The organism is Psychrobacillus sp. Z16_25 (assembly GCF_056856695.1).
This window is the reverse complement of record NZ_JBXEOV010000011.1, coordinates 19,767-42,561: the sequence shown is the minus strand read 5'-3', so window position 1 is coordinate 42,561 and position 22,795 is coordinate 19,767. Positions and strand designations below refer to the sequence as shown.

The window sequence follows — 22,795 nt, the reverse complement described above, 5'->3', positions numbered from 1 at the left end:
TACTAGAAGGAATAAATATTAATTTCCTAGCCAAAAGAGTTAGAACACTACGAATATCTCTCTAAACTCTCGATAATGGAGGATTACTAATGAATGCTACTAAACACAAACAACATGTACAAGCAATAAAGAAAGAACTAGATGCGAAGCCTAGAGGGTTGACAGAGGATGAGGTAAGAGAAAGACAGCGGAAAGACGGATTTAACGAGCTTCAGGATGGAAACAAGAAAAGTGTTGGGCAGATTTTTCTAGAGCAATTTAATGATTTTTTAGTCATCATTTTAATTGTAGCAGCGGTTATTTCAACCTTTTTAGGGGAGATTATGAGCTCCTTTGTCATTCTAATTGTCATTCTCTTAAATGCAGTCTTAGGGACAGTACAGTTTATGAAGGCAGAAAAATCATTAAATAGTCTAAAAGCGATGGCTGCACCTGTTGCGAAGGTAATTAGGGAGGGAGTCATGAAGGAAATTCCTGCTAGAGAGGTAGTAGTAGGAGATATTCTTCAATTAGATACTGGTGACTTTGTGAGTGCAGACGGTGTTCTCATAGAGTCTCATGGCTTGCAAGTAAATGAAAGTCATTTAACAGGTGAATCTGATGCAGTAGATAAGATCACGGATATGAAGGGGGAAAAGATTCACTCTCTTGGTGACCAGAAAAACAAAGTATTCTCAGGTAGCTTTGTGACAAGTGGGCGTGGACGAGCTATTGTAACCTCCATAGGGATGAAAACGGAAATAGGGAAAATTGCAAATCTATTAGAAACTGCCCAAGAAAAGAAGACTCCTCTTCAGTTAAGTCTTGATGATTTCGGGAAAAAGTTGGCGATTGGAATCATCCTTATTTGTGCGTTTATATTCATCTTAGATATAATCCGTGGCAGAGAGCTTGGAGATTCTTTTATGTTTGCGGTATCCTTAGCCGTCGCTGCTATTCCAGAGGCCTTAAGCTCTATCGTAACCATCGTTCTTGCTTTTGGTACACAAAAGATGGCAGAAGAGAATGCAATTGTTCGTAAGCTTCATGCGGTGGAAAGCCTAGGAAGTATTTCTGTGATTTGTTCTGACAAAACCGGAACACTTACGCAAAATAAAATGACTGTCCAAAAAATATTCCTTAATGAGGCTGTTATTTCTCAAGAGGACTGGAAGCTTGGTAATGAACTGCAAAAGACATTTATGCATATGTCATTACTCTGTAATAACTCCATCAAAAACGGAGATAAGGAGATTGGAAGTCCGACTGAGCTTGCATTAGTAAATTGGGGAAGAAAATCTGGAATGGACGAGGAACAGGTAAGAGGAACATTTCCAAGAGTAAAGGAAGTCCCTTTTGATTCTACCCGAAAACTAATGAGTACTGTAAATAAGATCGGTCATCGTTATTTGATGATTACCAAAGGAGCAGTTGATGTATTACTCCCTCGTATAGATAAACTGGAGACTGGACAAGGAGTAGCTTTCATAAGTCAGCAGCAACGCAATCATATTAATCGAGTGAATGACGAATTATCAAGTAAAGGATTACGAGTGTTAGCACTTTCATATAAGGAAGTTAGAGACGGTGAAATAAGCGAGGAAGATGAGAAGGATTTAACCTTTATAGGTCTGATTGCGATGATAGATCCACCTAAAGAAGAGACAAAGCAAGCAGTAGAAGATTGTATTCAAGCAGGAATTCGACCAGTGATGATTACAGGTGATCATAAGATAACTGCAATGGCAATTGCAGAGCAAATAGGAATATTAAAGGATCCTTCTGAAGCGATAGAAGGAAAGGATATTGAAGGATTATCCGATAAGGAATTACGGGAGCTTGTTGGTCGTGTTTCTGTATACGCACGAGTTACACCCGAGCATAAAATTAGAATAGTGAGGGCTTGGCAGGAGAAAGGAAATATTGTAGCGATGACAGGTGATGGTGTAAATGATGCACCAGCGCTGAAGCAAGCTGATGTCGGAGTCGCTATGGGAATTACAGGTACTGAAGTTGCGAAGGATTCCTCATCCATGATTTTAACAGATGATAATTTCTCTACTATTGTTCGAGCAGTTTCGAACGGTAGAAGTATTTATACAAATATAAAAAATGCTATTTTGTTCCTTCTCTCTGGAAATGCAGGGGGGATGTTAGTGGTGCTTTATGCTACTTTATTTGCATTACCAGCACCATTTGCACCGGTACATTTATTGTTTATTAATCTATTAACAGATAGCTTACCTGCTATAGCGATTGGCTTAGAACCGCATAATAAAAAAATAATGAAAGAAAAGCCGAGGAAAATGAATGAACCCTTACTCAACAAGCAGCTTGCTTTACGAGTTGGTTGGGAAGGGCTCGTTATCGCAGCCGTAACTATTCTTGCCTTTCAAATTGGTTTACAAAGTGGAGATGCATTAGTAGCTAGCACCATGGCTTTTGCAACGTTATGTTTATCTAGGCTTCTTCATGGATTCAGTTGTAGAGCGAGAGAATCCGTTTTTGAATTAGGTCTCTTCTCCAATATTGCTGTCATCGGTGCCTTTTTGATTGGTTTCATTTTGTTAAACGTGGTGTTAAGCTTCGAGCTGTTAGAGGTAGCGAGAATTAGCCAATCTCAATTAGTAGTCATTTATGGTCTAGCCATCTTATCCTTTGGTATCATTCAGCTAGAGAAAGTTCTAATAAAAAGAAGAGAAATAAGTGAATAGACTTTAAACAAAGTTGGATGTGGCTTAGCCGTATCCAACTTTTTAACTAGGGTAAATAAAGTGTAGTAGTAAAAAATGGGTATAAAGTATTTGTTGAACAACAAAAATCATATAAATATCTTTTTGTTTACATATATAGCTCTATAAACACAAAATTTTTTTGATACTTTGTGATTATTTGAACATTCTTTCTTGTGTCGATATTCATATTGTGAAAGAAAATATATAGGAGGTAAGACATGAAAATAGCAAACTTAGATAAACAGTTTATAGGTGGAGAATGGGTTGATGGTGGAAGCAGCAATGTACTAAAAAATATTAATCCATATAACGATGAAGTTATCAATACATATAAGCTAGCCAATGTACAAGATATAGACAGTGCTTATCAGTCAGCTCAACAAGCCAAGTTAGAATGGGATAAGGTAAACCCTTATAAAAAGCGTGACATACTGGAAAATGCAGTTCGCTATATTGAGGACAATGAGGAAGAAATTGTCTCCATTATTATGGCTGAATTAGGCGGTACAAGATTAAAAGCAGCATTTGAAATTGGATTAGTCAAAAATATCATCAAAGAAGCTGCAACCTTCCCGCTAAGAATGGAAGGAAAAATTCTCCCATCTACCATTGATGACGTGGAGAATAGACTTTACCGTATTCCAGCAGGAGTAGTGGGAGTCATCAGTCCGTTTAACTTCCCATTCTTCCTTTCTATGAAATCTGTTGCACCAGCTTTAGGAGCAGGAAATGGAGTAGTGTTAAAGCCGCATGAGGATACACCAATCATGGGTGGAACTCTAATTGGGAAAATCTTCGAAGAAGCAGGAGTACCAAAGGGTTTAATAAATGTAGTGGTAACTGATATCAAAGAAATTGGGGATGCATTTGTAGAGCATCCAATTCCAAGAATTATTTCGTTCACTGGCTCTACACAAGTGGGAAGCTATATTGGACAGCTGGCAGTGAAAAACTTCAAAAAGCCATTACTAGAGCTTGGCGGAAACAGTGCATTCATCGTATTAGAGGATGCAGATATTGATTATGCAGTAAATGCAGCAACGTTCAGTAGATTTACACACCAAGGGCAAATCTGTATGTCGGCAAACAGAATTCTTGTACAGAAATCTATTTACAACGAATTCATAGAGAAATATGCGAAAAAGGTTTCTTCTCTAAAAGTAGGAGATCCAACAGATCCAGAGACAATCATTGGTCCAGTAATCAACGATCGACAAGCGAAAAATCTATCAGCATTAATTGAAAAAGGAATCGAGGAAGGTGCGACACCTCTTGTAAAAGGTAACATTAAGGGAAGACTTTTTGAGCCAACAATTCTAGCAGATGTGACGACAGATATGACAGTTGCACAGGACGAGTTATTTGGACCAGTCGTTTGTGTTATTCCCTTTGAAACGGAAGAAGAGGCAATCGACATTGCGAACAATACTCGCTTTGGCTTAAGTGGTGCTGTTCACACATCTAATCTTGAGCGCGGAGTGGAATTAGCAAAAAAAGTTCATACAGGTATGATTCATGTAAATGACTTAACAATAAATGACGAGCCAATCGTTGCATTTGGTGGAGAAAAACAATCTGGTCTGGGACGCTTAAATGGTGAATGGAGTTTAGAGGAATTTACAACGTTAAAGTGGATCTCCGTGAACTATGGGAAAAGAATCTTACCTTACTAAGAGGAAACGAGGGGAATCACTATGTCCGAGCATGAAGTAATCAATGCGTTTGTGAAGGTTGCTCCACTTCTAAATAGTTTAATTCAAGATGATATTACTATCGGAATTTATGATACAGAAAAGTTGATTATTAATATTCCTGCAAAAACCTTTGCTTTAAATGTAACCCCAGGAGATCCGCTGATGGAAGGGGATATTGTCACTAACGCTATCCGAACAAACAGTCAGCTATCTGCGATTCTACCAAAGGAACTGTTTGGGTTCCCGCTCATTGCGCGTGCGATTCCTTTGCATGATGAGGAAGGAAATGTGATAGGTGGGGTAGGAATCGGTACTAGCTTAGAAAGAGCAAATAAGCTATTTGAAATGGCTGAGAGTTTTTCTGCAATTGTAGAGCAAACAGCAGCATCTATTGAAGATATTAGTGACTCGGTTACACGGTTAGCTGACAAAGTAACAGATGTAACTGGACAAATGAAGGATGTTAGCTCTAGCGCAGAGGAAATTAGTGAAATATCTACAGTCGTAAAGGGAATTTCTGAGCAGAGTAACCTGCTTGGTTTAAACGCTGCCATCGAGGCTGCACGTGCAGGTGATGTAGGTAAGGGATTCTCCGTTGTTGCGAATGAAATACGGAAGCTTGCGACGAATTCGAAAGAAAATGTAAATCAAATCAACGGTATTACGAAAAATATTCATGGTCTTCTATTAACGTTAAATGAAGCCTTCTTAGAGATTAACACCTTAACGGATACACAATCTGGCTCTATTCAAGAATTTTCTGCTACCATCCAAGAAATAAGCTATAAAGCACAGGAATTAGCACAGCTAGCAGAAGAATCTCTCTTTGGGGATAAAGGAAAAGAGTAAATGTGGGCTGGATACAAGATTCACGGTTTTATTATATTGTGCATAGAACCTTCTAAATAATCCACACTAAAGTTGCTTTTTAAACTTATCTTTAGGAGGATTCATATGCCAAACAGAAAACCAAATCCAGATGACAGATCAGATAACGCTCAAAAAATAAAAAAAATCATCAAAAATACGGAAGAAAATTTACATGAGGCAGAAATTAGCATGGAGTTTTCCAATCCATCTGAACGCCAGATGATTGAAGAGAAAAATGAGCGACGCAAACAGTCGATGGAATCGTTAAAGGCAGAAATGAAGGATGAGCTTAATAAGTAAGGATATTGCCTAGAGGCTTTCGAGCTTCTAGGCTTTTCTTTTTATCCTTTTTCTATAAATCAGGTGTGTTACAATTTTTTAAATACAATGAACAGTGGAGGTGGTATCATGCAATTGACAATCCGTGCAACCGGGCAAGACGTGCAAATTATTTCATATCTACTTGCAAAGAACCCTAATAATATATATGAGCGAAGCAATAATGGACATTTGGTCAGAATGTTTTTTAGCAAGTTTTTAGAGGAAGAAGTGGAGGTAACTTTTTTTGTGACACCGGATCCTATTGAGCTTTCAAGAAATAACTCTCAAGCTTATGATATTACTTCTTACATCAATGATAGAGAATTTGTGGTGAGCAGTATTTTTTGCACTTTCATACGCTCGGCAATAGGAACAGCTCTAAATGGGAAACCAAAAGAGGAATACGCACAGTGGGTAGGACATTCATTCCCATTAGAATTCGGCTTTGGCCCACTTGCTTCCAACCTCTCTGATCAGCAAATAAAAGATTTGTTTGAGCCACTAGGATACGAGGTTGGAATAACATATGGGAATACAAACTATCAGGTAAATTTAAGAGAAAAAAGCTCAGCAAGATACATTTCTATAAAAGGATTCACCACATTGCAAGATGGGTTAAGGCAGTTATTTGTCTTAATTCCCGTCTTAGATGACTACAAGCACTATTATATTGATGAGAAGGAAGTAGAGAAGATCGAGAGGTATGGAGAAGGCTGGCTTGAAAAACATCCGCTTAGAGAATTTATACTTCGGAAGTCGCTTCGTTTCCAGGAACTATACAACCTTATATCGTTAAATGATTCTAAATCAGTAGAGGAAGAAAATCCGAAAGTCCGCTTGAACGAGCTTCGTTATCAGAAAATAATTGAATGCATTCATGATTTGGATAATAAAGCAACGGTAGTCGACTTGGGAGCTGGCGAAGGGAAGCTATCTGTGCTTTTAGGCTTCGTACCAGGCGTGAAGGAAATCCTTGCTGTGGAGCCTTCCGAATCGGAGAGAATCAAAGCATTAAAACGTTTTGAGGAAGTAAAGGAGATGGAAAATTTCCTTTCTCCAAATGCAATCATGGGTTCTTTATTTTATTATGATGAAAGACTGGTAAATAAAGATGTTATCGTCCTTTGTGAGGTAATCGAGCACATTGACGAGGAGCGCCTTCCGAAGGTTATGAGCACCATATTAAATGAGTATCAGCCAAAGGCATTGATTATCACAACACCAAATAGGGAGTATAACCAGGTGTATGAAATGGAGACAGAGCATCGACATGATGATCATCGTTTTGAATGGAATCGAGAAGAATTCCAATCATGGTGTAAAAAACAAAATCTAGGTGCTTATGAATTATCATTTGAAGGAATAGGTCAAGAGCATAACTTATACGGTCACCCAACACAGCTTTGCTTATTTAAGAGAAAGGAGTGTGAATAATGGATATCAACATACCTTACGGTGGAATTGTTTTATTGATAGGGCCATCTAATAGCGGAAAAACCACGCTTTTGAAGCGCTGGGTACAAGAGAGCCAGATACTGCAGTCTGAGATTGTTAGTTCAGATGACTTTAGAGTCTTGGTTAGTGATAAAGACTTTATTGACTATAACCAACGATCAAAGGAAGAAGCAGATAGTCTTTATGATGAATACTTGCAAATCTCTAAGGAAGCTTTCATGTTAATGGATGATGTAATTGAAAAGAGAGCTAAACTAAATAAAGTCACCTTTGTCGATGCAACTCATCTACATCCTGATGATCGAAAAAGATATAGAGAAATCGCTCGCCGCCAGCATGTACCGATTACAGTTATTATGTTTGATGTAGAGCAAGAGATTTTGCTGCAACGAGATGAAATGCGTGAGAATCCAAGAGGGAAGCGTAGAATCAAACAGCAGTTCCAGACGTTCAAAAGAGAAAAGCGTTTTATTAAGAAGGAAGGATATAAAGCGATTTATATAGTTCGTGAGGAGGAGATAAATCTCAAAAGGATTAGCCAAAATCCATTATATATAGACGTCTCAAATGGGATTGATATTATTGGAGATATCCATGCTTGTTATGATGAAATGATTCAGCTTCTCGATAAGCTAGGATATCGAAAGAATGAAGAAAACTTATATATTCACCCAAAGGGAAGAAAATTTTTATCCCTTGGCGATATTATGAGCCGTGGTCCCAAATCATTAGAAACGGTGCAGTTCTTTTTGCGTCATATTCAAGCGGGGCTAGCCTACATGATTGATAGTAACCATGGGTGGAAAATAGCTAGATGGTTAGATGGCAAGAAGGTTACGTTGAGTCATGGGGATGAAAAGGTTGCAGAGGAATTAGAACGATATGAGGAGAGCGTTGGGGGAGAACAAGCTTCTGAATTGAAGCATCATCTAAAAACTCTTCTGTTAAATGCTCCATCTCATTATGTGTTAACGAAAAACAATGTTCCGACACTGGTATGCACGCATGCAGGAATCAAAGACGAATTCATAGGGAAGCAATCACATGATATCAGTGATTTTTGTCGATACGGGGATACAGCGGGACTTGATGCTAACGGGAAACCGATTCGAAAGGATTGGACAACCGATCATCAAACTAGTCTGATGATCGTCTGGGGTCACGATCCTAAGTTAAAGCCTCTTGTGATAAATAATACGGTGAATATTGACCAAGGTGTAGTGTTTGGTGGAGAGCTGACTGCATACCGTTACCCAGAAAAAGAATTTACATCAGTGAAGGCCCACATGGATTACTCGAATGCAAAGGACAATCCTTTAGTTGAAATGAAACAAAAACGCCTGAATCCCCCTAATATTGCAAAGTTCATAAATGGATTTACTGTGATGACAGAAGAATACGGGGAAATTAAAGTACTGAAGGAATATGCGATTCCAGCTCTTGATACGATATCTCACTATACGATTCCTATAGAAGAGCTAGTATATATCCCACCAACGATGAGTCCAAGCCCCAAACCTTCTGTTTTAGAGGATTATCTAGAGCATCCTCGAGAAGTCATTGACTATTATCGTAGCATGGGTGTCGAGCGGATGGTTGCTGAAAAAAAGCATATGGGCAGCCGTGGGATTCTCCTGCTATTTAAGGATATGCAAGCTGGGCTTCATACTATCGGAAAAGAAACACTTGGCGTCATTTATACAAGAGCTGGTAGACGGTTTTTCTCTTCGGAAGTTGAAATGGAAATTTTACAAAGATTAAACGCAGCTTTGTTAGTCAGTGACTATTTTGAAAAACATCAGACGGAATTCATCCTAATAGATGCAGAAATTATGCCATGGAACTTGAAAGCAAAGGAACTAATTAGCATTCAGTATGCTCATGTGGCGGAGAATGCTATATTGGACCGAACAATTTTAACAGAGAAGCTGAAAAAAGCGGTTGTTAGAAATGAAAGCTTGAAGGGCTGGTTAGAAGAATATGAAGAAAAGCTAGACAATGCACATATTTTTAAGGAGGTCTTCCAAAAATATTGTTGGAATGTCGAGGATATAAATAAAATTCAAATAGCGCCTTTTCATATTTTGGCACATAGTAATCAAACCTTTTTTCACAAGCCGCATACTTGGCATATGCAGATGAATAAAGAGTTAGCCACGCTGGTAGATTTGTTCGTAGAGACAGAATATATGGTAATCGATGATGAGGCAAGTGAAGAAAAAGTGATTAAGTGGTGGACTGACATAACGAGTGACGGACATGAAGGAATAGTAATTAAGCCGGAAAATTATATTACAACCTATAAAGGGAAGCTCGTACAGCCTGCTATAAAGGTGAGAGGGAAAAAATATTTACACATTATATATGGGATGGATTATTTATTACCCGATAATCTTGCTAGATTAAAAAATCGAAACACCACCAAGAAACAAAGGCATGCTTTGAAAGAATTTTCGTTAGGGTTAGAAGGGATTAATCGTTTTGTAAACGAAGAGTCTATTGAGAGAGTACATGAGTGTGTGCTTGCTACGATTGCAATGGAAGCTGATCCGGTAGATCCGAGATTATAAGGTTACAGAAAACTCGTTCAAGTTGAGCGAGTTTTTTGGTGTGTTCAGCCTCGTTGTCACTTAAGGTAGAAAGAAAGTCGACCTCCTCTTCGTCCCCCATCTGCTTGTCGGGACAGCTCCGGAGCTTGTGATTTTCTTTGTGCTAATCTTGATTTAGATGCCATAGTTTGTTTAACGGGATTTGTTTATATGCTATACCAAGTTTATCTTTTAAAAATGTCTCTAGTACATCATCTATTGGTCCGATATAAAAATTAACCACAATATCACAATGAGCTAGTGCAAGATGGTTTGTTGCTTGCTTAGAAAAATCACTTAATAGTTCAATGTGTTGATCCCTTACTAGATTTTCCGAGTAAACGGAGATTCTCACAAAATTTGCTCGTAAGTCCTCTTCCGAGATTGGAAGATATCTTCCAGCATGAAAATCCTTCTGTGTAGGAGGTCGATGTTCATCAAAGATGAACACACGATAAATCACTTTTTCTATATGAATATCCCAAATTTCTAGATTCGTAAAGCGTAGGACACGTTCAAAATAATCAATCATTGCGATCTCCTTTCTCCCTAAATATTTTCATTATAACCGGACGGTCTGCATGAATGTAATGTGTAATTCAGACAGGGAGAAATTTTCCGATATTTCCTCACCTAAAATAAATTTATTCATTCCACTTAAAAGCATAACTCTTAAATCTCTCGAATAGTTTAAGAGAACATATAAAATAGGTGGAATGATAATATGAAAACAATCGTTATTTACTCGTTGAGCCTTATTTATCTTTTATTGTCCTTAAGAATAGATTCGATAGGCATAATGGGAATCTATATTGTCGTTTCTATCTCTCTTTTCTTTTGGGGAAATTATGAAAGGCTTAAGGTAGTGAAGAAAAGAAAAGAAGAAGTAGAGCGGGAAAAAGAAGAAATGCTTAGTGATATTGTACACACACATAGTGTTGTTTCAGGAGACTCTTTACAGGCTTTAATGCTAGATGAAAATTTACATTTATTTTTTTATGCAGAAAAGGAAGAAGAGGATGAGCCTTTTCAAGTTAAGAAGTTTACTTTTCCACAGGTATTAGAGGTGGCCATTTTTGAGGACGGAGAGCTTCTAGCTATTCACCCGAAGGATGGAGTTATTTCAGGTGAAATAGAGATGGATGAAGAAATGGATAAGGAATTGGATGAAGAGTATGAAGAAATAGAGGATGAAGAGGATTCTCCAATACTTAGCCTGCGTATAGCAGTGGATGACTTATCTACGCCAATACTTGAATTTATTTTTGTCGAAGAGGACCCACCTACAGAGGAAGAATACGAAGAAAAGCTAGAAGAATGCAGAGCTTGGTACCAAAAGATGAATGTGATTATACGAAGAAACGAGCGACTTCGTAAAAAATCCTAACCCATAAATCGTTTTATCTCAATCTCAAAGGGAAGTAGAACAAAGAGAACGATTTACTAGGAGGGATTACGTGAGTAAAACAATCTTCATAACAGGGGCAGGCAGTGGACTTGGAAGAGGAGCAGCAATTGGTTTAGCGAAGAAAGGCCATCGATTGATTGCCACTACAGAAACGACATCCCAAAAGACAAGCCTTTTAAGGGAAGCCGACGAGTTAGGCTTAGATATGGAAATATTTAAGCTGGATATACAAAATGCTCGTGATCGAGCTCAAATAGATGAATATAATTTTGATATATTTGTTGCAAACGCTGCTATCAATGAAGGTGGGCCATTAGCTGAGGTCCCGATGGACAGAGTTCGAGAATTATTTGACGTAAATGTATTTTCTACACTTGAAACAGTCCAACACGCAGCACGTAAATTTGTGGAAAAGGGCAAAGGGAAAATCATTTTCATGAGCTCAATGGCTGGGATATCATCAACACCATATGTTGGTCCCTACACAGCGACAAAACATGCAATTGAGGGCATCGCCAAGACATTGCAAGCAGAATTAGAAAAACACGGGGTACAAGTAGCTACGATTAATCCAGGGGCATATAATACTGGCTTTAATGATAGAAGCTCGGAGGAAATATACAAATGGTATGATGAGGGGAAACATTTTACAAGACTTCAGGATATGAAGGAGCAAGAGAAAATGTTGGAGGACCAATACGATCCTCAGGATATGATTGAAAAAATGATTGAAATCATTCCGCTTAATCACCATAAGTTCCGAACTGTATGGCCGGAAGAAATGATTGATCAGCTGAAAGACGCAGAAAAAGAGCGTTGGGACATGGAGATATAATAAAGGTTGGAGAATTTCATATACTTTTTATGCCAAACCGTTCATTGTCGAGGACAGTGACGGTTTGGCATTTTTTATGTGAGCTTAGATAAAAGGAATTTTTTTGTAGCTATCGAATAATGATAGAGAAAGGGGTGGAAAGATGGAACCGAGATTTGAAATGTTTTCAGGAGTACATATGATGATGTTTCTTTTACTCGTAATGCTGGGTATTTTATTGTTTATTTTCAGAAAGAAATTATCAGTTTTCTCCCCTAAGCGACAATTAATCGAACGCTTGGTTGCAGTGTCATTGCTCGTTATGGATTTTTTCTATCATGTTTGGCTTATCCAATCAGATAGGTGGCAGCTAAGCAGTGCTTTACCACTGGAGCTCTGCAGTTTAAGTCTGTTATTAACGATTGTATTGCTATGGACAGGTAACCGTAAAATCTACCCATTTGTTTTCTTTGCTGGAATTGGAGGAGCTCTCCAAGCGGTTGCCACCCCTGTTTTAGATATGGGCTACCCACATTTTCGTTTTTTTCATTTCTTTTTTACGCATTTCGGTATTATACTAACAGCTCTTTATTTTACTTGGGTAAGAGGCTATCGCCCAACCTTTAAAGGTGTTCTATATACTTTGCTTGTTTTAAATGTACTTCTGCCAGTTATTTTATGGATCAATAAGCTGGTAGGGGGGAATTATATGTTCTTACAACGTAAGCCTTCTTCTGGGAGTATTCTAGATTTTCTCGGCCCCTATCCTTGGTATCTTCTTTCTCTAGAAATTATAGCGTTTCTAATCTTTACGATACTTTGGTTAATATTTCGGACATATAAAAAAGATCCTGTATAAGGATCTTTTTATTCTAAAATTTTTTGTTCTTTTTCTAGATGATTGATTTTTTTCGTTAACGGAAGTGCTGCAGAGATGAGTAATAATCCTACTATTAGGTTAAGTGGAGAAATCCAAGCTGATATGTGAGAAAAACCTTGGATGACTAATATTAAGCCAATTAGAATATTTGGGGCTGCGAGACAAAGATATAAAGTACGTAGCCTTGAATAGTGTAAAATCTTCGATTGGATATCGGAGTATATCGTGAAACTGCCTTCCTTTGATTTTTTGCGGAAATAAACCCATTGCTGTAAAGAAGTTGCAACCACTTCTGCACCAGTTTCTTTCATGAACTCTAGGTACTCTTGGCTTCTTTTGTCCTTTATCGGATGCTCCAAATACTCCAAACGATAAATGTATTCCCCTTTAGGTGCTTCTTCAAAAGTATATCGACAAAACTTGAAAGAGGTTAGCGCCCAGCCTTTATCAGACATCTCGTTCAAAAATTTTTCCTCTTTCTCATGATCTACGAACACTTTCCAAACAACCTTTTTCATATAATTTCCCCCTTGTCTAATGTTTGTTTTCCATTTGTTAAAAGCTCGTTTAAACGCTCCATTTCTGAAACGACAATTTCCTTGCCTAATTCCGTAATTTCATAAACTTTCTTTCTGGAGTTTTCCTCTGTTTCTACCGGAACAATCCATTCCTTTTCCAGTAGGGTGTTAATCGCCCCATAGAGTGTTCCGGCTCCCAAGTTTACTCTTCCGTTGCTGAGTTCTGCTATATTTTGAATAATCCCATACCCATGCATGGGCTGATACAAGGATAGCAGTATATAGTAAACTGCTTCTGTTAATGCGGGTTGTTCATTTTTTGACATGTCATTTCACTCTTTTCTATATCGTTTGTTGATGTATCGTATATCGTTATATCGTCTACCGATATAAATAGTATATGCTGGAATTATTAGGAGGTCAATTAAAAAATAAAAAATTTTTAAAAAATGAAAACCTTTTTGTTGGAATTATGGTCTAATATATATGAAAGAAAGGATGAGACAATTTATGAAGAAAACCAATAAAGGAATTTCGGCTAAGATATCCCTTTTTATACTGGCCCTTGTGGTTTCTACTTTAGTGTTAGGAGCTTGCTCAGATGACGCTAAAACAGAAGAAGTGAACGACTCGGGAGAAATGATGGTGATGGTGAAACAGTTTGATCTTCAGTCAAATAGTTTAATTGTGGACGAAGTAGAGTGGATTGAGGAAAATGACAAAGATAGAATAAAAGAACTAGGCTTGGATGTAGAAAAAGATCTACCGACAGGTTATGTTGTTTATAATGAAACAGACAAAGCGGAAAATATACAGTTGTCAGAAGAAGCAGAGTATTTTTTAGTTGACTATGAGAACTTATCTTCCCCGAAAAAAGTAGAGGAAAAAGAATTTATTTCTCACGTAATGGCTGTTCCAGGCCCCTATGAGGTAACAATGAAAGACGGGAAGATCATAAAGATAGTAGAAAAATATCTTCCTTAATCTAGAAAGTAACGTGTCTGATTGATTCCAAAAAGCAATGGGGTACGACGATTGGGGAAAACTATTCCTTTTGTCTTATGCTCTAATCTTGTTAAAAATTTAGTAATCAAATTTTTAGTTTTAGTAGTAAACAATAATTGGTTCGTAAGAGGTTAGGACAGAAGGAATTCTTAAAGGTAAGAGAATAGAACAAAACCATTTGATTTGTTACACATTCTTTGTACGAGATTCTTATTAAAATTTATTCGTTGGAAGCTAGCACTAATGGTTCGGAACAGCGTCGGTGACTCCTGCGGGAACGCACGAGGGAGAGACTACAGGCTCGAGCCGTGCCCGCGGAAAGCATCCGACGCAGTGAAGAACCACACTTTGTAAAAGTAAGAAAGCACTTACGATTTTATCAAAAATATAAAATCGCAAGGTGCGGGTGCTGTCCTATTGTTTTGTCCCATGCTCATTTCTTTTATATGACCTGCTTTTATTTCCAATCAAATTTTATGGATTTCGCTTTTAAGATGTAGGTCCAAACAAGGATTGTTATGGATATAAAAATTAACATAGTAATCGCTAATCCACCTGTATAACTGCTCCATGCTAAAGAACCAACAATCATACCGATACTACCTAAAACGGCAAACCCAAAATTCATTACGGATGATGCTGCTCCGACATCTGTCTTCGTAGCAGATAGTAATAAATCTGAAATCAATGGTCGGAAATAAGAGGTTACGATTGAGTAAATAACGTAGGACAACAAGAAGATAACTGGGCCAGTTTTTCCTACTGTTAAAATTAATACAGCAGAAATAAGTGACAATATAATTCCTATATTAATAACCTTCTTCACAGAACCTGCTCCAAATCGCATATACATAATCGGTCCCAGAATAGAGGCAGCGGCATTCATAGCGAAAAACAGACTGAATGTTGTTTCTGTCACACCAAAGCCATCTATATAAATATAAGAGGCTAGCGCTAAGTATGCCATGAATGGTGCAGCTATAAATGCCCCTACTAATAACAAACTTAAAAAGTTAGGGTTTTTTGCCACTTTTCTTAATCCTAAAATAGATTGAATGGTACCACCTTGGTTACGTTCTTTCACTGGTAACGTTTCCTGTAATAAGATTGCCCCTACAAGCGAAATTCCTGTTAAAATTGCTAAAGCAATAAATGTCATTTTCCAATCAGCCACATTCAAAATCAATGCTCCTAAAAGAGGCGCAAGCATAGGTGCAGTTAAAGCAAGGGCTTGTGTAATAGACAGTGCCTTTGACATTGCTTTTCCTTCAAAGCTATCTTTTATCAATGCTGTTGCTATCGCTACCATCCCACCAGAACCAAATGCAGAGACGGCACGTGCAAGAATGAGTAATGTGATATTTGGAGCGAATGCACAAGCAGCACTAAAAACTAAGGAGATAGAAATACTAGTGATCAATATCGGTTTGCGACCATATTTATCACTCATCGGTCCTAAAAAAAGAATACCGATTGCCATGAATATAAAGAATACGGTCATCGTAAAGCTCATTAAAGTGGATGTTGTATGAAAATAAGACGTCATTTCTGGTAACGCAGGCATATATAAATCAGTCGATAATGGGGGAATCATCGAAAGAATGGAAATTAATGCGATTAAACCAGCATTTTTTAAATATTTTTGTTGCATAACTTTACTCCTTTTAATAATATAGCTAGCTATATAAGTGAAGAAAAAAACGTGCATTACACATGACGTAATGCATTTTTTGCCATTCGAGACATCATTGGTATTAGTATGTCCATCTCTTCTTTTGAAAACCCTTCAAATATCATTTTTTCAGTTTGACGAATACTATGATAAATTTCTTCTAGTGCAGCTAAGGCAACATCCGTCAATTTAATAATACGAGCCCTTGAATCATTAGGGTCTACCTCACGAACAATAAAATTCTTTTGCTCCAACCGATTTAATAAGCCTGTTACGGTAGGATTCGTATAATTTAACGCACGTTCAATATCACGTTGATGAAAAACTCGATCCTGTTCATGGGCAAGCAATATAATTACATCTGCTTGGCTTTGCGTCAAGCCAATTTGCTTTAAGTGTTCATCGCCGATACGTTTAGCCAGATGCTCAACCATTTTTAGATGTGTTAATACAGCGGGTTCTTGATAAGACTTTACCATTTTTATACCTCACTTATAGTTATCTACAATATAGCTAGCTATTTATTTTGTCAATATGATAATCCTTACTATCTTTTCCGACAATCTCCTGAAATATTAAATTCCCACTTAAATGCTGGTTTAGAAGCAAAAACTTCATCTCTAGTTTCATAAAAACCAGACTAACACATAATAGTTCATTTATTCACCAACCTAATAGACCAATCAATACTTTAATAGTAGAAATCAAGTATGAAAAGTTTACTGACTTCTGCTATCTTTTCTTTCGCATAATTACCAAACTAGACTTCTAACAGTAGGATAATTCTTTTAATAAGTTACCAACGGTTGAATTATTTTAATATTAACATAATGTTCTTCTACTTAAAATAGTCAACTAATCTCTACAGAATAATGAAAGATCCAGTAAAGGGGATACAAAAATAGGAAGAGAAGTAATGCTGCTCATTTTATATTATTGTTTCTCACTTTTGAATTTTGTTAAACATTTGACAAATAAAAAAGGAGAGGGTTATAGTATGTGTAACCGGTTACACATATTTAAGGGGGAGAAGGATAGCGGATGTCAGCGAATATTAGAGATGTTGCAAAGGAAGCTGGTGTTTCAGTTGCTACTGTATCCCGTTACTTAAATAAAAAAGGATATGTTGGTTCTGAAGCTAAGCAAAAGATCCATGATGCGATTGAAAAGCTAGGCTATAGACCAAACCAAGTAGCACGTTCATTAAGCACGAAACAAACAAACTTTATAGGACTAATTGTGCCAGATATTATGAATCCCTTTTTTCCTGAATTGGCAAGAGCAGTGGAGGATGTTGCATTATCCTATGGTTATACAGTTGTCTTGTGTAATTCAGACGAAAAACCCAAAAAAGAAATTCATTACATGGATACCTTAAAACAAAAATATGCAGCGGGGTTTATTGTAACTACCAATCACCTTCACGCTAGTCATTATAAGAATTTAGATATCCCAATAGTTGCGTTAGACCGAATGATTCATGAGTCTATTCCCACTGTTTCATCTAACAATATAGAAGGAGCATGGCTAGGCACCACCCATCTACTAGAGCAGGGGTGCAAGAATATTGTTTTTTTGAGAGGTCCATCAGGGCTTGTGCCCGCAGATGATCGGTATGCTGGTTTTTTAAAAGCAGTCAAAGGTAAAAATATTCAAACTCATATTGTAGAATGTCCTTTTCATTTTGAAGAGTCTGAACAAATCGTAAGGGAAGTTCTAACAAATATACCGGATATAGATGGTATATTTGCTAGTTCGGATATATCAGCAGCAGGGGCATTGAAGGCAGCTTATAATTTGGGAATCCATGTGCCAGGCGAGCTTCAAATAATGGGGTTTGATGGAATATCGATGGGATCAATGCTAACTCCAGGACTTACTACGGTAGCACAGGATATATACAAAATGGGTGCAATAGCAACTCGAATGCTTATCAAAACGATTGAAGAATTAGAGTTAACCGAACGAGTAATTCAACTGCCTGTTGAGTTAGTTGTGAGAGGGACAACAAGGAGTGAACAACAATGATTACGGTAATCGGTAGTATGAATATGGATATCGTCGTGCAAACCGATAATTTCCCCATTCAAGGGGAAACAGTTCTTGGACAGCTGTTTACGACTGTTCCAGGGGGGAAAGGCGCTAATCAGGCGGTTGCTGCAGCACGCTTAGGCAGTAATGTTAGGATGATAGCCAGTGTCGGAAATGACAGCTTTGGAAATGACCTGGTAGCAGACTTGCAGAGTAATGGTGTGGATACTACAGCGGTACAATATCAAGATGAAGTAGCTACAGGAATTGCCAACATCCTTATTTCGGATGGAGATAATCGAATTATTGTCGTTCCAGGTGCAAACTATGCATTGACGGAAGATACCATAAAGAGCCAGGAAAAGATTATTAAGAACAGTAAATTTGTCATAATGCAATTAGAGATTCCTATCTCTGTTGTTTCTTATACTCTTAAGCTCTGCAAGGAGTCTAACATTCCGGTTTTATTAAACCCGGCTCCAGCGAGCGGCTTCTTAAAAGAGTTTATGGATGATGTAACTTATCTCACGCCAAACGAAACGGAATGTGCTGCTATCTTTGGCGAGGATATAGAGACGGTTTTAGAAAAATACCCAAATAAGTTGATAGTAACACTAGGCAGCAATGGCGCTAGATTTTTTGACGGGAAAAAGCATGTAATCGTCGATGGGTTTACAAGCTCCGTGATAGATACTACGGGAGCCGGAGATACCTTCAACGGTGCTTTAGCCCATGCTGTGTCAAATGGAATGGGATTAGAAGAGGCAGTTCGGTTTGCAAATGCTGCTGCGTCTCTTTCGGTAGAAAAGTTTGGAGCACAAGGTGGCATGCCATCAGCCGAAGAGGTGGCTAAGAGACTAGAGGTGCAAAAGAATCTATGAAAAAACATGGCATACTAAACCGTGAATTAGCAGGTATTTTTGCGAAGCTTGGTCATACAGATCAAATTACGATTGCAGATTGTGGTCTGCCGATTCCAAAGGGAGTGCCTTGCATCGATCTTTCTTATAAGTTAGGAAAGCCTTCTTTTTTAGAAGTATTGGAAGCAGTCCTGGAGGATATGGAAGTTGAAAAGGTCTTTATTGCTACAGAAATGAAAATCCAAAATAAGAGTCTCTTTAAAGAAATAGAGCCAAGCTTCTCTAATGTAGAGGAAGTTTCACATGAAAAGATAAAAACGCTTACATATGATTCAAAGGTGATTATTCGAACTGGTGAGGCAACTCCTTACGCCAATGTAATTTTACAATCTGGAGTTATATTCTAAAGGTAGGTGAGCATGATGATTGAAATGACTGGGATATCAAAGGCCTTTAGTGGAAACGTAGTCTTAAAAGACGTACAGTTTGAGGTGAAAAAAGGAGAAATACATGCACTGATGGGTGAAAATGGTGCAGGGAAATCTACCTTGATGAAGATTTTGACAGGTATTTATACAAGAGATGCTGGTGAAATAAAGGTAAATGGCCAGCCTGTAGAGTTCCAAAATCCAAAAGAAGCTGAGAAAGCTGGAATTGCTGTCATACACCAAGAGTTAAATATTTTACCCGACTTAACGGTTGCGGAAAACTTTTACCTTGGGAATGAAAAAACGTTTGGTAAGACCGGTATATTAAAAACTAGTCAGATGAATAAGGAAGCAAAGGAAATTCTTAAGGGACTGGGTTTGGATGTTGATGTGACAACACTAGCAGGGAAGCTGTCAGTGGGGAAGCAGCAAATAATTGAGATTGCTAAAGCAATTTCTTCAAACGCAGAGCTCATCATAATGGATGAACCAACCGCGGCTTTGACTGATCGTGAAATTGAAACGCTTTTTAAGACAATCAAAGCATTACAGGCGAAAGGTGTTGCCTTTGTATATATTTCTCATAGGATGGAGGAAATTTTCTCAATCTGTGATCGTATTACTATTTTACGAGATGGAAACTATGTTGGTGTTCGAAAGATAAAAGAAACGACCTTTGAAGAAATTGTCCAAATGATGGTTGGCCGTGAATTAGGTGAACGTTTCCCAGAAAGAAACTCTCAAATCGGGGAAGTAAAGCTGGTTGCAAAGAACCTTACAAGTAACGGACTTTTCGAGGATGTCTCCTTTGAGCTTCGCAAGGGAGAGGTATTAGGAATAGCAGGTCTTATGGGAGCAGGGCGTACAGAGGTTGTACAATCTATATTTGGCTATAAAACTCTTACAAGTGGAGAGCTTCATTTAAATGGAAAACAGGTAAAAATAAAAAAACCAGAGGATGCTATAAAGCTAGGGTTTGGATATGTGACAGAGGATCGTAAGTGTGAGGGATTAGTGCTAGATTTCTCCGTAAGTGAAAATCTCAGTTTAACGAATCTTTCTACTATTTCTAGTAATGGAATAATCAAAGCAGAGAAGGAAAACAGCTTATATAACACCATGGTAAAACGTCTAGGCGTGAGAACATCTGGACCGGCACAAACAGTCAAATCACTTAGCGGTGGGAACCAGCAAAAAATCGTTATCGCGAAATGGTTGGGGATCAATCCTGATATTTTAATATTAGACGAGCCTACTCGAGGCGTGGATATTGGAGCAAAGAAAGAAATCTATTCGATTATTAATTCACTTGCAGAAAAGGGAGTCTCCATCATCATGATTTCATCAGAGCTCCCAGAAATTATCGGCATGGTTGACCGAGTGTTAATTATGCATGAAGGTAAGCTAACTGGTGAACTAAATAAAGACGAAATGACGCAAGAAAAAATTATGCATTATGCTACCGGGGGTGACAAAGTTGCTAAAATCTAAATCTACTAGCATCTTTCAAAAATTAGGGCCACTTATTGGTTTGCTTCTTATAGTCGTAATTATTAGTATTATGAGTCCAAACTTTTTGACGCTTAACAATCTATTAAATGTACTACGCCAAGTATCTATCAATGCACTGATAGCATTCGGGATGACTTTCGTTATTTTAACTGGAGGTATCGATTTATCGGTTGGATCTATTCTTGCTCTTACGGGTGCAATTACCGCCGGCATGATGGCTTCTGGTATGGATCCGATCCTTGCTATGCTATTGGGTCTATTGTTAGGAGCAGTATTAGGTGCTATTAATGGAATCATTATTTCTAAAGGAAAAGTAGCACCGTTTATTGCAACTTTGGCTACTATGACCATATATCGTGGGTTGACGCTTGTATATACCGAAGGTCGTCCTGTATCAGGTTTAGGAGATTCTGAGGTATTTACGCTAATTGGGAAAGGATATTTCTTTGGTATTCCAGTACCAGTAATCACAATGGCTATTGCTTTTGGAGTTCTGTATTTCATTCTGAAAAAGACAACTTTTGGTCGCCGTGTATACGCAGTAGGTGGCAATGAAGAGGCTTCTAAATTATCTGGTATTAAGGTAGATCGTATTAAAATTTATGTGTATTCGTTAACGGGATTGCTTTCTGCCTTGGCAGCAATTATTTTGACTTCTCGTCTAAACTCAGCTCAGCCCACTGCGGGAGATATGTTCGAGCTTGATGCGATTGCTGCAGTAGTTTTGGGTGGTACAAGCCTAACAGGCGGTCGAGGCTGGATTGTTGGTACATTGATCGGTGCGCTAATTATTGGTGTACTGAATAATGGTCTAAACCTAATTGGTGTATCCTCCTTCTTCCAACAAGTGGTGAAGGGTGCAGTTATATTATTTGCGGTTCTTTTGGATCGTAAAAAAACAGCTTAAAAGGAGTAGTTAACATGAAAAAACTTTATTTTGGCTTAGTAGTAATGGCTGTATTATTTCTAGCGGCATGTTCAACTGAGGCACCAGGCTCTTCAAAAGAAAATTCAGAATCTAAAGAGGGAGAGCTGACAATCGGTTTATCTGTATCTACTTTAAATAATCCTTTCTTTGTTACATTAAGTGAAGGTGCTGAAGCAAAGGCAAAAGAACTTGGCGCTGAGATTACAATAGTAGACGCACAGGATAATGCTTCCAAACAAGCGAATGATGTAGAGGATTTAATTCAAAGAGGTGTTGATTTAATTATTATCAACCCTACTGACTCATCTGCTGTAGTTCCTACTGTTGAATCTGCAAATGCAGCGGGTATTCCTGTTATCACGGTAGACCGTACTTCAGACGGTGGAGAAGTAGTAACACATATTGCATCCGATAATGCTGCTGGTGGAGAAATGGCTGGCGAGTACTTACTAGAATTGGTTGGAGAAGGCGCAAAAGTAGTAGAGCTTGAAGGAATTGCTGGGTCTTCTGCTGCACGTGAGCGTGGAGAAGGTTTTAACAAAGTAGCAGCTGATAAATTAGATATCGTAGCCAAGCAAACTGCTAACTTTAACCGTACAGAAGGATTAACTGTTATGGAAAATATTCTACAAGCTAATTCTGATGTCGTAGGAGTGTTTGCACATAACGATGAAATGGCTTTAGGTGCTCTTGAAGCAATCGAAGCAGCGGGTAAAGATATTGTCGTAATTGGCTTTGATGCTACAGATGATGCAGTAAAAGCTGTAGAAGAAGGGAAGCTTGCAGCTACGATTGCTCAAAAGCCAGAGTTAATAGGTGAAGAAGCAATGGAAGCAGCAATCAAATATCTAAATGGAGAAGAAGTAGAGGCTTCTATCCCAGTAGATTTGGAATTAATTAAAGAATAATAAATGAGGAAATTCGCTCTATACAAGGAGAAGTGTTGAGTAATCAGCGCTTCTTTTTTTATTTGAATCACAGAAGACCTATCGCTAGGTGAAATGGTCTAAATGTGTGAAAATAAATATATTACTTTATGTATGAAAAATTCAATAGAAAGAATTTAATAGCAATAAACACTGTTCTTTAAATAATAC

21 protein-coding genes are annotated in these 22,795 nt (G+C 37.9%); 16 read left to right on the top strand and 5 right to left on the bottom strand.

The genetic code is table 11. The features are described 5' to 3' along the window. The first annotated feature begins 89 nt into the window (after window positions 1–89). From AC1VU3_RS12265 to AC1VU3_RS12240, 6 genes are all read left to right on the top strand, one after another. On the top strand, window positions 90–2,693 hold the full coding sequence (locus tag AC1VU3_RS12265) for a cation-translocating P-type ATPase (RefSeq protein ID WP_480388954.1): 2,604 nt from the start codon (window positions 90–92) through the stop codon (window positions 2,691–2,693). Window positions 2,694–2,932: 239 nt separating this feature from the next. Continuing rightward, a complete protein-coding gene (gene yfmT, locus AC1VU3_RS12260; protein ID WP_482983638.1) occupies window positions 2,933–4,387 on the top strand; it encodes a benzaldehyde dehydrogenase in 1,455 nt (484 codons plus the stop codon). Between the two features lie 21 nt (window positions 4,388–4,408). Further along, entirely contained in the window at window positions 4,409–5,257 is an 849-nt protein-coding gene (locus tag AC1VU3_RS12255) for a methyl-accepting chemotaxis protein (RefSeq protein WP_480388956.1), read from the top strand. Between the two features lie 105 nt (window positions 5,258–5,362). Next, the gene (gene tlp / locus AC1VU3_RS12250; protein ID WP_482983637.1) at window positions 5,363–5,578 is read left to right on the top strand and encodes a small acid-soluble spore protein Tlp; all 216 of its coding nucleotides are present in this window, start codon (window positions 5,363–5,365) and stop codon (window positions 5,576–5,578) included. Between the two features lie 108 nt (window positions 5,579–5,686). Then, complete coding sequence (locus AC1VU3_RS12245) at window positions 5,687–7,033, top strand: methyltransferase domain-containing protein (RefSeq protein WP_482983636.1); 1,347 nt, start codon at window positions 5,687–5,689, stop codon at window positions 7,031–7,033. Further along, window positions 7,033–9,624, top strand: a complete 2,592-nt coding sequence (locus tag AC1VU3_RS12240; RefSeq protein ID WP_482983635.1) for a polynucleotide kinase-phosphatase — start codon at window positions 7,033–7,035, stop codon at window positions 9,622–9,624. Before AC1VU3_RS12245 ends, AC1VU3_RS12240 begins: the two co-directional genes overlap by 1 nt. A gap of 142 nt (window positions 9,625–9,766) precedes the next feature. Here AC1VU3_RS12240 and AC1VU3_RS12235 read toward each other — a convergent pair whose 3' ends face one another. Further along, the gene (locus AC1VU3_RS12235) at window positions 9,767–10,174 is read right to left on the bottom strand and encodes a hypothetical protein (protein WP_482983634.1); all 408 of its coding nucleotides are present in this window, start codon (window positions 10,172–10,174) and stop codon (window positions 9,767–9,769) included. Between the two features lie 192 nt (window positions 10,175–10,366). Between AC1VU3_RS12235 and AC1VU3_RS12230 the strand changes: the two genes are divergently transcribed. From AC1VU3_RS12230 to AC1VU3_RS12220, 3 genes are all read left to right on the top strand, one after another. Beyond that, window positions 10,367–11,029 carry a hypothetical protein gene (locus AC1VU3_RS12230; protein WP_482983633.1) on the top strand — a complete coding sequence of 221 codons (663 nt, stop codon included), beginning with the start codon at window positions 10,367–10,369 and terminating at the stop codon, window positions 11,027–11,029. 70 nt (window positions 11,030–11,099) lie between these two features. Continuing rightward, window positions 11,100–11,885, top strand: coding sequence for an SDR family oxidoreductase (locus AC1VU3_RS12225; protein ID WP_482983632.1), 786 nt, complete (start codon window positions 11,100–11,102; stop codon window positions 11,883–11,885). A 142-nt stretch (window positions 11,886–12,027) separates the two neighbouring features. Continuing rightward, entirely contained in the window at window positions 12,028–12,723 is a 696-nt protein-coding gene (locus AC1VU3_RS12220; protein ID WP_482983631.1) for a TMEM164-related integral membrane acyltransferase, read from the top strand. Window positions 12,724–12,731: 8 nt separating this feature from the next. Here the strand turns inward: AC1VU3_RS12220 and AC1VU3_RS12215 are convergent, their stop codons facing one another. Together AC1VU3_RS12215 and AC1VU3_RS12210 are read right to left on the bottom strand one after the other, a co-directional pair. Then, window positions 12,732–13,262, bottom strand: coding sequence for a DUF2812 domain-containing protein (locus AC1VU3_RS12215; RefSeq protein ID WP_482983630.1), 531 nt, complete (start codon window positions 13,260–13,262; stop codon window positions 12,732–12,734). Then, a complete protein-coding gene (locus AC1VU3_RS12210) occupies window positions 13,259–13,588 on the bottom strand; it encodes a PadR family transcriptional regulator (protein ID WP_480388964.1) in 330 nt (109 codons plus the stop codon). Before AC1VU3_RS12210 ends, AC1VU3_RS12215 begins: the two co-directional genes overlap by 4 nt. A gap of 184 nt (window positions 13,589–13,772) precedes the next feature. Between AC1VU3_RS12210 and AC1VU3_RS12205 the strand changes: the two genes are divergently transcribed. Further along, window positions 13,773–14,246: a hypothetical protein gene (locus AC1VU3_RS12205; RefSeq protein WP_482983629.1), complete on the top strand. Its 474-nt coding sequence runs from the start codon at window positions 13,773–13,775 to the stop codon at window positions 14,244–14,246. A gap of 478 nt (window positions 14,247–14,724) precedes the next feature. On the opposite strand, the gene AC1VU3_RS12200 is transcribed toward AC1VU3_RS12205, so the two are convergent. Both AC1VU3_RS12200 and AC1VU3_RS12195 read right to left on the bottom strand, forming a co-directional pair. Beyond that, window positions 14,725–15,918 carry an MFS transporter gene (locus AC1VU3_RS12200; protein ID WP_482983628.1) on the bottom strand — a complete coding sequence of 398 codons (1,194 nt, stop codon included), beginning with the start codon at window positions 15,916–15,918 and terminating at the stop codon, window positions 14,725–14,727. A 56-nt stretch (window positions 15,919–15,974) separates the two neighbouring features. Further along, on the bottom strand, window positions 15,975–16,418 hold the full coding sequence (locus AC1VU3_RS12195) for a MarR family winged helix-turn-helix transcriptional regulator (protein ID WP_480388967.1): 444 nt from the start codon (window positions 16,416–16,418) through the stop codon (window positions 15,975–15,977). Window positions 16,419–16,980: 562 nt separating this feature from the next. Between AC1VU3_RS12195 and AC1VU3_RS12190 the strand changes: the two genes are divergently transcribed. From AC1VU3_RS12190 to rbsB, 6 genes are read left to right on the top strand one after another with little or no spacing between them, the layout of a single operon-like run. Continuing rightward, the gene (locus AC1VU3_RS12190) at window positions 16,981–17,967 is read left to right on the top strand and encodes a LacI family DNA-binding transcriptional regulator (protein ID WP_482983627.1); all 987 of its coding nucleotides are present in this window, start codon (window positions 16,981–16,983) and stop codon (window positions 17,965–17,967) included. Then, window positions 17,964–18,851: a ribokinase gene (gene rbsK, locus AC1VU3_RS12185; protein ID WP_480388969.1), complete on the top strand. Its 888-nt coding sequence runs from the start codon at window positions 17,964–17,966 to the stop codon at window positions 18,849–18,851. Before AC1VU3_RS12190 ends, rbsK begins: the two co-directional genes overlap by 4 nt. Beyond that, window positions 18,848–19,237 (top strand): D-ribose pyranase, encoded by a 390-nt coding sequence (gene rbsD, locus AC1VU3_RS12180; protein WP_482983626.1) that lies wholly within the window; start codon window positions 18,848–18,850, stop codon window positions 19,235–19,237. The genes rbsK and rbsD overlap by 4 nt, the downstream gene beginning before the upstream one ends. A gap of 15 nt (window positions 19,238–19,252) precedes the next feature. Next, window positions 19,253–20,749 carry a sugar ABC transporter ATP-binding protein gene (locus AC1VU3_RS12175; protein WP_480388971.1) on the top strand — a complete coding sequence of 499 codons (1,497 nt, stop codon included), beginning with the start codon at window positions 19,253–19,255 and terminating at the stop codon, window positions 20,747–20,749. Beyond that, window positions 20,736–21,677: a ribose ABC transporter permease gene (gene rbsC / locus AC1VU3_RS12170; protein WP_480388972.1), complete on the top strand. Its 942-nt coding sequence runs from the start codon at window positions 20,736–20,738 to the stop codon at window positions 21,675–21,677. The genes AC1VU3_RS12175 and rbsC overlap by 14 nt, the downstream gene beginning before the upstream one ends. A 14-nt stretch (window positions 21,678–21,691) precedes the next feature. Beyond that, entirely contained in the window at window positions 21,692–22,606 is a 915-nt protein-coding gene (rbsB, locus tag AC1VU3_RS12165) for a ribose ABC transporter substrate-binding protein RbsB (protein ID WP_480388973.1), read from the top strand. Window positions 22,607–22,795 lie beyond the last annotated feature (189 nt).